Origin of the sequence: Streptomyces sp. CAU 1734 (assembly GCF_039888735.1) — a bacterium.
GTDB lineage: Bacteria > Actinomycetota > Actinomycetes > Streptomycetales > Streptomycetaceae > Streptomyces.
In genome coordinates this window covers 500,212-511,289 of the sequence record NZ_JBDQQP010000003.1, presented here as the reverse complement: position 1 = coordinate 511,289, position 11,078 = coordinate 500,212, and the positions used below count along the sequence as shown (strand labels likewise).

Sequence of the window (11,078 nt, the reverse complement as noted above, 5' to 3'; positions counted from 1 at the left end):
AGTACACCACCAGCCTCGCCGGCAGCAACCGCTGGCGTTGCTCGGCCCGCCCGCACGCCGCCACCACCCGGTCCACCAAACCCGGCGGATACACCCAGGTCAGGAGACCAAGACCCGATAAGTCAGACACACTCGCAGCCACCTGAACCACCCCCGGGACCCACTACCAAACACAGTACGCCCACCACAAAGACAACGGCATTGGGCCTAGGCCGTCTCTTACGGCCTCGGCCTGAGTACGGCCGGCGGGGTGCGCGCCCCGCCGGCCCGGGCGGACGGACGGCGCCCGGCGGGAACTCACGCACACTCCGGCACGACCAACTCGGCGCGAAACACGTGGTGTTGATGAAGCCGGACGACGGAGGTCCCCAGTGGCAGAGATCAATCGGAGAAGCGCCGTGACGGCTGTGGCGGGTGCCGGGGCGGCCATCGGCCTGGGAGCGGCCAAGGCATCGGCGGCGCCCGCCGGACCCGCCGGGCGCCGGCCCCTCCGGGTGCACATCGTCGCTTTCGACGGGGTGGAGGAGTTCGATGTGTTCGGCCCGCTCGGGGTGTTCTCCGCCGCCCAGGGTCTCGGCCATCCGATCACCACACAGCTGGTCACCGGCGACCGGCCGGGCCGGATCACCGCGGGCTCCGGCACCGAGGTGACGGTACCCGGTGCGTGGGATCCCCGGTCGGCGGATGTGATCGTGGTGCCCGGCGGCGGATTTCCGCAGATGGAGGGATCGGGGATCTGGTCGGAGATCAAGAAGGGGGTTCTCACCGCCGCGCTGCGGCGGGCGGCCCGCCCCTCGCTCACCTTCTACGGGGTGTGCACGGGAGTGGTCGTGCTCCACGCGGCGGGACTGATCGGCACCCGGCCCTGCACCACACACGCGGGTGCGAAGAAGTATCTCCGGGACCGCGGTGCCGATGTGCGGGATGTACGGGTGGTGGACGACGGCACGCTCGTCTGCGCGGGCGGTGTCAGTTCGGGGATCGACGGCGCGCTGTGGCTGGTGGAGCGTGAGCTGGGGTCGAAGGCCGCCGCACAGGTCGAGCGGCTGCTGGAGTTCGAGCGGCGGGGCACGGTACTGCGCGCGGAGGACTGACGGGGGGAGCGGGTGGCGGACGGGCTCCGGGCCCGTCCGCCACCCGTTCGGCTTCCGTTCAGGCGGCGATGGCCGGACAGCCGCCGCCGGGCGGCGGACCGGCCGTGAGCGCGGCGGAGGTGCCGGGGCCGCCGGCCGTCTCGACGATATCGGCGTTCTCGGCCCGGACCAGCTGGGCCGCGAGTGCCAGCCGGGCCCGCGCGACCCGGGATCGCACGGTGCCGACCGGACAGCCGAGCACCGCCGCCGCCTGGGCGTAGGGCAGACCGGTCAGCTGGGTGAGGACGAACGCCTGGCGGCGGTCGTCGGGGAGGAGGGAGAGGAGTTCGGCGAGCGCGACGCCCTCGTCGAAGCCCGGCAGACCGCGCGGCTGGGCCGATTCGGCGACCGACTGCCAGTCGTCACAGCCGCTGGTTCTCGGCCTGGCGGCGGCATGGCGGAGGCTGTCCACGACCGTGCGGCGCGCTATCGACAGCAGCCAGGTGCGGGCCGAGGAGCGGCCCTCGAAGCGGTGGAGGCTGCCGAGCGCGCGCAGAAAGGTGTCCTGGGCGAGGTCGTCGGCGAGCTGGGGGTCCGCGCTCAGATAGGCGACATAGCGCCATACGTCGTGGTGGAGCGCCCGGATGAAGCGGTCGACCGCCTCCGGGTCGCCCTCCCGCGCGGCGAGGGCGAGGTCGGTGACCGTCGCGTCGGCGGACGCGTGGGCCGACACCGGGGCCGACACGGGACCGGTCACGGAACGGGTCCCGGCCGCGGAACGGGTCGCGGAACCGGTCGGGGACGCGGTCGCGGGGTCCGTGCGGCGGACGCCGGTGGGGTGCGGTGCGGTGATCAGGGCAGGAGTCATCGCCTGAGGTCCTTCACGGAGAAGAGGCCCGGCGCCGCCGCAGGGGCGGATTCGCCGGTACGCGTGGGACCGGCTCCGCGGAAGGGCGGGCCGGGTGCCCGGGACGCGCGGCAGGGCCTCGCGACGCCGGGAATCCGCTGTCAGAGGACAGCAGTTCCCGGTGGCGGGCCCCGTGAGGTGATGGCGTGGGCGAGCAGCAGCAGCCGGGGCCTGCGGACCCGGTCACCCCGGCGGGGCCGTAAGGGCCGGGGTCCCGGCGCGGGGACCACCGGACAGGGCATGGGCCGCAGCGGTACGGCGAGCCATCCGGCGACGGCACGGGCGATCCGGTGCGCGGCCCGCTCCCCGTGACCGAGCCAGAGTCCGCACAGGACGGCGGCCAGCAGGTGGGCGGCGAGCATCCCGGATGGCGACATCTCGCCCATGTCCCAGCCCGCCGCCATGCCCTGCGGCCCCGGATCCGCGCCCAACGGCCCCATGATCGATGCGGAATCGGCCGCTCCGGAGGGCGGTGTGGCCCCCTGCGCCAGGTGCGGGGTGGAACCGTGCCCGGCGTGATGACCGGCGTGGGACACCGCGACCGCCGGGGCGGACGGCGCCGTCCCGGATTCCCCGGGGCATCCGCAGATCAGCGCGGAGACCCAGCGGCGCGCCAGGGACCCCGCGCCGGTCGCGGACGGGTGAACGGCCGCCTGGGAGAAGGAGAAAGCGGCATGCAGGCCCGCCTGTACGGTCACGGCCGCCGCGGTGACGGAGAGCAGACCGCGTTCCCGGCCGGCCAGGGCGGCGGCCACCGCGGCGGTGACCGCGAAGGCGGTCACAACACCCTGCCACGGCACGGCTGTTCCCGACATGAGCACATGGCCCACGGCTGCGGGCAGCACACAGACGGCCGCGAACACCGCGGCCCTCACTGCGCGAGAACACCTGTTCCCAGTCATGGCGGGCCCATCGTCGCATCCGTGCGGGCCGGATGATCCAGAACTCGCCGAAAATTCCGGACCGTCCGGCAGCCGTCCCGCGTGTGAGATGCGCCACGAGAACCCGGGGGAACCAACGGCCCCTTCCGTACGACTGAATGGCGTTGAAGGCAGCGGAGTCCACCGGCCCCGAGGGGGTCTGCCGCATGCGGAAACGGAGGACCGGTGAAGGCGGAGCGGAGTGCCACGGCCGTGGACAGTCCGGGCGATCACCGGCTCACGGCACTGCTCACCTGTGCCATGGCCGTCTCGATGCTCCAGCTGTTCCTGATCGGCGCGCTGGCCCCGGAACTCGTGGACGGGCTCGGCCTCTCGGCCACAACCCTCGGTCTCACCACCACGGTCGGCTTCGGCACCGCGGCGCTGCTGTCGCCGGTGGGCGGGCGGCTGGTGGACCGGATCGGGCCGCGGCGTTCGCTGGTGGCGCTGCTGGTACTGGCCGCCGTCGCGCTCGCGCTGATCGGCGCGGCCCCGGGCCCGGGGCTGCTCCTCGCCGCGGTCGCGCTGGGCGGGCTGCCGCAGGCACTCGCCAATCCGGCCACCAACAAGGCGATCCTGGCCACCGTCCGCCCCGAACGGCGCGGCGCGGTCACCGGGATGAAGCAGTCCGGTGTGCAGCTGGGCGCCTTCGCGGCCGGACTGCCGCTGGCGGCGCTGGCCGGCGGGCTGGGATGGCGGGCCGCGCTGTGGACGGCGGCGGGCGCGGCGCTGGCGGCGGCCGTCTGGACGCTGCGGGCGCTTCCGCCGGACCAGGCCGCCGCGAAGCCCCCGGCCGGGCGGATCGTGCTGCTGCCGCGCGGCGATCTGGCCTGGCTCGCCGTCTTCTCGCTGCTGCTCGGTTCGGGGATCGCCTCGCTCAACACCTATCTCGCGCTCTTCGGCACCGATGAACTGGGCATGACTGCGGGCACGGCGGCCGGGCTGGTGGCGGTCCTCGGTGTGGCGGGCATCGCCGGCCGGGTGAGCTGGTCCCGCTCGGCGGTGCCCGGCCGCGCCGAATGGCTGCCGGGATGGCTCGCGGTGGGCGCGCTGACCGTCCCCGCGCTGCTGGCCGGCGCCTTCCACGCGTCATGGCTGGTGTGGCCGGCGGCGGTTGCCGTCGGGCTGTTCGCCATCCCGGGCAACGCGGTCTCGATGGTCCTGGTCATCCAGCGCGCCGCCCCGGGCCGGGCCGGACAGGACTCGGCCCTGGTCTCCGCCGGCTTCTTCGCCGGTTTCGCCGTGGGCCCGCCGCTGTTCGGAGTGCTCGCCGAGGCGGGACGGTACGGCGCCGGCTGGATCCTGGTGGCGGCGGAGTTCGCCGGCGCGGGCGCGGTGGCCCTCCTCTGGGCGGTACGCGACCGGGCCCGGCGGACCGCGCCCGCGCGGTGACGCGGAGCGCGGATGCCGCTCGGCGCCGTACGGGCGAGGGGGCGGCGGGGTCGCCCCCACCGCGACGCCGTGTCCCCGCGCACCAGGCGCGGCGAGCGGGACGGGCCGCCGGAGCCGGCGGCCCCGGTGACGTACGGCGAACGAACAGGGCCGCGCACAGCGGCGGGTGCGAGCGGGGGCGGACCGGGCCGGTGGTGTGCGCGGCGGCGGCGGGATCGCCGGAAGACAGCGACGACCGGCCCCGGCGCCGTGTTCGTACACACGGGGACGGGCCGGCCCGCCGGACCCGGGTCGCACGGGGCACGCGGACAGGACCACGCGCGGCGGCGGGAGGGCCCGAGGCGGGCCGGGCGGCGGCACCGCGGCCGTACACACACGAGGACGCACCGGCACGAGTACGGCCCGCCGGACCCGAGTGGTACGCGGGCGGGAGGGCCCGAGGCGGGCCTCACGGCGCCCCCGTATCCGCACCCGGCCCGCACCGTGCCCGCCGGGTGCCGGACCCGGGTGCCGCGCGGGGCGGTCGAGGCGGAGGGAGCCTGCCGCGAGGCCGCATCCGTACACGGCGGGACGGACCGGCGCGACGCCGGGCGCGACGCGCCCGATGGAGCCGTGGACGGCCGCCGCACCGGCACACCGCGAGAAGACCTCATCCGGCAGAACGGCGGGAGACCACTCCATGACCTCATCCGACTGGGCCGCATCCGCCCTGGACTCCGTGCTCGACCGGGTGGCGGAGGGGCGCGGGGAGGTCGGCTCGCGGTTTCCGCTCTTCGCCGATCCCGCGACGGGACGCTGGACGACCACCGGGCGCGGAGCCTGGACCGGCGGGTTCTGGGCGGGGCTGCTGTGGCTGCGGGCCCGGCGGACCGGTGCGGCCGAGGACCGGGCGGCGGCGGCCTCGTGCACGGTGCGGCTGGCTCCCTGGGCCGGGGCGGACACCGCGACCCGGGGGCTGATCCTCTGGTACGGCACGGCTCTGGCACCGGACGAGCCGGCGGCGGTGCGGATACGGGAGGAGGGAGCCGCGGCCGTTCTGGCGGATGTCGATCCGGTGCTCGGGGTGGTGCCCTGGGGCTCGGCCTTCGGCGGGCCGAGGCTGGTGTCCCGGGCCGACGCGGTGCCGGGGCTCGTGCCGCTGCTGGCGGGCGCGGGGCCGGGCGGTCCGGAGGCGGCGGCGGCCCAGCTGCGCGGCACCCTCGGGGTCTGTCTGGGCGGGCACGGCGGCGAACAGCCGCCGGACGGCCGGCTCGTGGTGCCCGCCTGGGTGCATGAGGCGGACGGTTCCCGGCGGGCCTGCGAGGATCCGCCGGCCGGCTGGAGCCGGGGGCGTGCCTGGCTGCTGCTGGCCGTGGCGGACGCGCTGCTGCGGCCCGCCGTCGCCGCCGTGCCGGCCGGGCCCGGTGAGCCGGCGTGGCCCCTGGCCGAGGTGGCCGGCGCTCTGCTGGCCGGGGGCGTACCGCCCGGACCGGACGGACCTTCGGCTGTTCCGCCGGCGAATGAGCGGGTGCCCGATGGGCCGCTGGACACCTCGGCCGCCGCGATCACCGCCGTGGCGCTGCTGAAGCTCGCCCTGGCCGCCGGGCCGGGCGCCGCCGCGGACCGGTACACCGGCCGGGCGTCGGCCGTTCTGCGGCGGCTCACCCGGCACCATCTCTCCGGGCCGGGGCAGGGCCGCCCGCCGGGGATGCTGCTCGACGGCTGCTATGACGCGGCCGGCCCGACGGCGGTCCGGCACGAGCTGATCTGGGGTGACTTCTTTCTGGCGCTGGGGCTGGCCGCGCTCACCGGGCGGGTCTGCCTCCGGGAGGTCTGACCCGGCGGCCCGCGGCGGAGACCGGCGCCGCTCAGGCGTACTCGCGCAGCACCCGGCGGGCCACCGAGGTGATGTGCAGCTCGTCGGGGCCGTCGAGCACCCGCGCGGTGCGGCCGGAGCGGAAGAGCGCGGGCAGCGCGGTGTCCGGCCCGAGGCCCGCCGCGCCGAAGACCTGGATGGCCGAGTCGGTGACCCGCTGAAGCATCCGGGCGGCGGCGACCTTGGCGAGCCCGGACTCGACCGCCGCGTCGAGGCCCGCGTCGAGCCGGGCCACGGCCTCGTGGACCAGCGGCCGGGTGGTGCGCAGCGCGAGCAGTGCCTCGAAGACATGGCACTGGACGAGCTGGTGGCCGGCGAGCGGCCCCCGGGTGCCGGTGCGGGTGACCGCCCGCTCGCACATGAGGTCGAAGGCGCGCTGGGCCTGGCCGAGCCAGCGCAGCGCGCGGAGCGTACGGCCGAGCTGGAGTCTCTCGCCGGCGATGTCCAGGGCCCGGCCGGGTACGCCGAGGAGATGGCCGCCGTCGACGGTCACCCCGTCCAGGACGATCTCGAACTGGCCGCCCGCGCCGAGCACCGGCAGTTCGCGCACCACGCGGAAGCCCGCCGACGTGGTGGGCACCATCAGCAGGGAGAGCCCCTCACGGTCGCCGTGCGCACCGTCGGTGCGGGCCAGGACAGTGACCAGATCGGCGCCGGCGGCGCCGGAGACGAACCACTTGCGGCCGGTGATCCGCCAGCCGCCGTCCGGCAGGGGCTCGGCCCTGGTCTCGGTGGCGAAGGGATCCGTACCGGGAACGTCCGGTTCCGTCATGGCGTAACAACAGCGGAGTTCACCGGCGACCAGCGCCCTCGCGTACCGGTCGCGCAGTGCCGCCCCGCCGTGCCGGCGCAGCATCAGCACATCCAGCAGGGGCGCGGAGCCGAGGGCGGCCGGGCCGTGGTCGCTGGCGCCCTCGGCCTCGGCGAGGGCGGCGTACCGGCGCAGGGAGAGCCCCCCGCCGCCCAGTTCGGCGGGGAGCGGCAGCGCCCACACTCCCTCCGCGCGGGCCTCCGCGCGCAGCTTGCGCAGGACGGCCGCGGCGGGCGGACCGCCGGCGTCCAGTACCGCCTCGGCCGGCATCACCCGGGTCCGCACAAAGGCCGACACGCGCTCGCGCGTTTCCGAGGCGTCCTCCTCCCGGCCGCCCGACGGCGCACCGCCTCGATTCGCCATGTCACTCCTGCCCTTCACCCGGGAACCCGGGGGAACACTCGTCCGACTGTCTCTCCGCGGAACTGGTCGGGTGACATCCCCGGTGAGTTCCCGCGTTGGGCGACATATCCGGGAGCCGGTCCTGCCGCGCCCCGGAGAGGAGAGGCATGGCGACACCATTCACCGGCCCGGCCGCGGCACCGCTCGCCGGGCTGCGCTTCGACGCGTCGGGGCCACCGGAGATCATGAGCGTGGTCACGGACCATCTCGGACTTCTCGGCGCCCGGGCGGACGGCCCCGGACGGCGGGATTCCGCCGGGCACACCGCACTGACCGGCGGCGGCTTCGAGCCCGCCGAGACACACACCCAATGGGCCGGCTTCGCGGGCGAGGTGACCGACGAGGCCACCGCGCAGGCCGTCACCGGCGTCATGGCGGTGCACGGCCGCCGCGACGGCGCTCCGCGTGCCCTGGCGGCCGACTACACCGCCACCGCGACCGGCGTCCTGACCGTGCAGGCGCTGCTCGCGGGTCTGCTGGCGCAGGCGCGCGGCGGCCCGGCCGTGAAGTCGGCGACCAGCGCCGACCGGGCCGGGCTGCTCGCCGTCTCGCAGTATCTGGCGGCGGCCGGGGCGCCGGAGCCGGAGGCCACCGGGATCGCTCCCGGCGGACCGCCGTTCACCTCGGCCGACGGGGTGGTGTTCGAGCTGGAGACGCTGGACGCCGGGGCGTGGGCGGAGTTCTGGCGGGCCGTCGGGGCGCCGGAGTCCGCGGTACGGGAGGGATGGCGGCCGTTCCAGTTCCGGTACGCCACCGCTTGCGCCCCCTTCCCCGGGGAGTTGCACACCGCCGTGCGCGGCCGGCCCTGGGCGGGGATCCGGGAGGCGGCCGAGCGCTCCGGGGCGCAGGTCTGTGCCCTGCACACGCTGGCCGCCCGCGCCGCCGAGCACGACCACGCGCCGCCGTGGACCCTGACCCCGCTCGGCTCGTTCGCCGGCGGCCGGGGGGACGGCGGGCCGCCGGCCGGCCCGGCGCCGCTCGCCGGGCTGACGGTGCTGGAGGCCGGGCGGCGGATCCAGGCACCGCTCGCCGCCCAGCTGCTGAATCTGCTGGGCGCCGAGGTGATCCGGATCGAGCCGCCGGGCGGCGATCCGCTGCGCGGGATGCCGCCCGCCTGTTCCGGTGTCTCCGCCCGCTGGCTCGCCCTCAACCGGGGCAAGAGCGCGGTCGAGGTGGACATCAAGTCGGCCGGCGACCGGGAGCGGCTGCGCGAACTGGCCGCCGGGGCCGATGTGTTCCTGCACAACTGGGCGCCGGGGAAGGCGGCCGAGCTCGGTCTGGACCATCCCGATCTCGCGGCCGTGAATCCGGCGCTGGTCTACGCCTACACCGGCGGCTGGGCCGGACGGCTGCCCGGTGCGCCGATGGGCACGGACTTCATGGTCCAGGCGCGCACCGGTGTCGGCGAGGCCGTCCGGCCGGCGGACGAGCCCCCCGTACCGTCCCTGATGACCCTGCTGGACGTGCTGGGCGGGCTGACCGGCGCCGAGGCGGTGCTGGCCGGGCTGCTGCTGCGGGAGCGGACCGGGCGCGGTGCCCGGGTGGATTCCTCCCTGCTCGGGGCGGCCGATGTGCTCACCGCCCCCGCTCTGCGACGCGGCGCCGAGGGCGGCTCCTTCAGGCGGCCCGCCGGATTCCGCCGTCCGCTGCGCACCGCCGACGGCTGGATCGCGGTGGCCGACTCCGCCGCCCGCGCCGCCGCCGGACACGATCTGCGCGCGAGCTCCACCGGATCGGCGCTGGAGCTGCTGCGCTCCAGGGGCCTGTCCGCCGCGGCGGTCACGGCCGATCTGGCCGGACTTCCGCACGACGCCCGTTTCCAGGGCGTGATCACCCGTGACCCGCACGGCGCACCCGCCGTCCCGGCCCCTTGGAGTTTTCTGTGACCGTCCCGCTGCGCGATCTGCTCCCGGCCGCCCTGCGCCGTTCCTGGGTTGTCGACGGCACCTGCCCCGACCTGGACATCTACAGCCTCTACCGGGCTCGCCAGATCGCCGATCCGCACCACACGGCGGTCATCGACGCCAAGGGGAAACTCTGTTACACGGCGCTGGACCGGAAGGTGCGATGTCTGGCCGCCGGGCTGAGAGACCTCGGCATACGGCCCGGGGACGTGGTCGGGGTCCAGCTCCCGGCGGTCCGGGCGGCGGTCATGGCCGATCTGGCGCTGGCCGCGCTGGGCGCCGTGAGTCTGCCCTTCCCGGCCGGGCGGGGCAGCCGGGAGGCCGTCTCCCTGCTGGGGCGCTCCGGCGCGGTGGCGGTGATCGCGTCGATCGACCACCGGGGGCAGTCGCATGCCGCCGATCTCCACGCCCTGCGGACGGAACTGCCCGCGCTGCGCGAGGTGGTGGCGGTGGGTCCGGGGACCGCGCCGGAGGGGACGGTGGCGTTCGCCGCGCTGCTGCGGTCCGATGCCGCCTCCTTCTCCGCGGTCCGTCCCGACCCGGACACGGCGGCCCGCATTCTGGTCTCCTCCGGTTCGGAGGCCGAGCCGAAGATGGTGGCGTACTCGCACAACGCGCTGGCGGGCGGGCGCGGCAATTTCCTGGCGTCGCTGATACCGGAGCGCGGCACCCCGCCGCGCTCGCTGTTCCTGGTGCCGCTCGGGTCCGCGTTCGGCTCCAACGGAACGGCGGTGACCCTGGCGCGGCACGGCGGAACGCTCGTCCTGCTGGACCATTTCACCCCCGACGCGGCCCTGGCCGCGATCCGCGAGCACCGGCCGACGCATGTCTTCGGCGTACCGACCATGGTGCGGATGATGCTGGAGAGGCTTCAGGACGCCCCGGCCGGCGAGCTGCCCGCGCCGACGGCGCTGATCCTCGGCGGCTCACCGCTGGACGAGGCGACGGCGACGGCCGCCGCGCGGGCCTTCGGCTGTCCGGTCGTCCATCTCTACGGATCGGCCGACGGGGTCAACTGCCACACGGGACTGGGCGGTACGGGGGACGGCGACGGCGCGGGAGAGGCCGGCCGTACGGAAGAGGGCCGTACGGAAGAGGGCCGTACGGGAGGAGCCGGCCGTACGGGAGAGACCGGTACGGCCTCGGCGGATGCCGGGCCCGGGGTGGCCGTGGGCCGCCCCGATCCCCGGGTGGCGGAGATCCGGATCACCTGCCCCGAGACCCATCAGCCGCTGGCCGGCGGGGAGATCGGGGAGATCGTGGCGCGCGGCCCGATGACCCCGCTCTGCTATGTCGGCGCCCCGGAGCTGGACGCGCGCTACCGCACCCCCGAGGGGTGGGTGCGGACGGGGGATCTCGGACTGCTCGGCCCGGACGGGGTGCTGCGGGTGGTGGGCCGGCTCAAGGATCTGGTGATCCGGGGCGGGGCCAACATCAGCCCGGCGGAGGTGGAGGGGGAGCTGATCACCCATCCCGGTGTCCGGGACGTGGTCTGCGTCGGGGTTCCGGACGCGCTGATGGGCGAACGGCTGGCCGCGTGTGTGGTGCCCCGGGCGGGCGGCGCGCCGGAGCTCGGCGAGCTCTGCGGTCATCTCACCGGCCGCGGGGTGGCCCGGGCCAAGCACCCGGAGCGGCTGCTGGTGGTGGCGGAGCTTCCGCTGACACCCGCGGGGAAGCCGGACCGGCAGGAGCTGCGGAGACTGGCGGCGGTGCCCGAGTCCGTATGAGCGACCGGGGAGGGAGCCGAGGCGGCGGCTCCCTCCCCGTCACCCCTTCCCCCGAATTCCGGTTCCGGGGGAGGTTCCGGTTCCGGC

General features: G+C 75.9%; 9 protein-coding genes. 5 read left to right on the top strand and 4 right to left on the bottom strand.

Features of this window, described 5'->3' with window-relative positions; genetic code table 11:
* A partial coding sequence (locus tag AAFN69_RS08345) for a transposase domain-containing protein (RefSeq protein ID WP_347727702.1) occupies positions 1-130 on the bottom strand: 130 nt, incomplete at its 3' end.
* 241 nt (positions 131-371) lie between these two features.
* On the opposite strand from AAFN69_RS08345, the gene AAFN69_RS08340 reads away from it, so the two are divergent.
* On the top strand, positions 372-1,094 hold the full coding sequence (locus tag AAFN69_RS08340; protein WP_347727688.1) for a DJ-1/PfpI family protein: 723 nt from the start codon (positions 372-374) through the stop codon (positions 1,092-1,094).
* A 58-nt stretch (positions 1,095-1,152) separates the two neighbouring features.
* Here AAFN69_RS08340 and AAFN69_RS08335 read toward each other — a convergent pair whose 3' ends face one another.
* Entirely contained in the window at positions 1,153-1,941 is a 789-nt protein-coding gene (locus tag AAFN69_RS08335) for a sigma-70 family RNA polymerase sigma factor (protein ID WP_347727687.1), read from the bottom strand.
* Positions 1,942-2,081: 140 nt separating this feature from the next.
* Complete coding sequence (locus tag AAFN69_RS08330; protein ID WP_347727686.1) at positions 2,082-2,855, bottom strand: hypothetical protein; 774 nt, start codon at positions 2,853-2,855, stop codon at positions 2,082-2,084.
* 231 nt (positions 2,856-3,086) lie between these two features.
* Between AAFN69_RS08330 and AAFN69_RS08325 the strand changes: the two genes are divergently transcribed.
* On the top strand, positions 3,087-4,292 hold the full coding sequence (locus AAFN69_RS08325) for an MFS transporter (protein WP_347727685.1): 1,206 nt from the start codon (positions 3,087-3,089) through the stop codon (positions 4,290-4,292).
* 679 nt (positions 4,293-4,971) lie between these two features.
* A complete protein-coding gene (locus AAFN69_RS08320; protein WP_347727684.1) occupies positions 4,972-6,108 on the top strand; it encodes a sugar ABC transporter permease in 1,137 nt (378 codons plus the stop codon).
* Between the two features lie 31 nt (positions 6,109-6,139).
* Here AAFN69_RS08320 and AAFN69_RS08315 read toward each other — a convergent pair whose 3' ends face one another.
* Positions 6,140-7,321 (bottom strand): acyl-CoA dehydrogenase family protein, encoded by a 1,182-nt coding sequence (locus AAFN69_RS08315; protein ID WP_347727683.1) that lies wholly within the window; start codon positions 7,319-7,321, stop codon positions 6,140-6,142.
* A 146-nt stretch (positions 7,322-7,467) separates the two neighbouring features.
* Here AAFN69_RS08315 and AAFN69_RS08310 point away from each other — a divergent pair, with 146 nt between their 5' ends.
* Complete coding sequence (locus tag AAFN69_RS08310; protein ID WP_347727682.1) at positions 7,468-9,246, top strand: CoA transferase; 1,779 nt, start codon at positions 7,468-7,470, stop codon at positions 9,244-9,246.
* The gene (locus AAFN69_RS08305; RefSeq protein WP_347727681.1) at positions 9,243-10,991 is read left to right on the top strand and encodes a class I adenylate-forming enzyme family protein; all 1,749 of its coding nucleotides are present in this window, start codon (positions 9,243-9,245) and stop codon (positions 10,989-10,991) included. Before AAFN69_RS08310 ends, AAFN69_RS08305 begins: the two co-directional genes overlap by 4 nt.
* Positions 10,992-11,078 lie beyond the last annotated feature (87 nt).

Coding starts and splice junctions, on each gene's coding strand:
- AAFN69_RS08335 (WP_347727687.1), bottom strand. CDS start 1,941: ATGACTCCTGCCCTGATCACCGCACCGCACCCCACCGGCGTCCGCCGC.
- AAFN69_RS08320 (WP_347727684.1), top strand. CDS start 4,972: ATGACCTCATCCGACTGGGCCGCATCCGCCCTGGACTCCGTGCTCGAC.
- AAFN69_RS08315 (WP_347727683.1), bottom strand. CDS start 7,321: ATGGCGAATCGAGGCGGTGCGCCGTCGGGCGGCCGGGAGGAGGACGCC.
- AAFN69_RS08310 (WP_347727682.1), top strand. CDS start 7,468: ATGGCGACACCATTCACCGGCCCGGCCGCGGCACCGCTCGCCGGGCTG.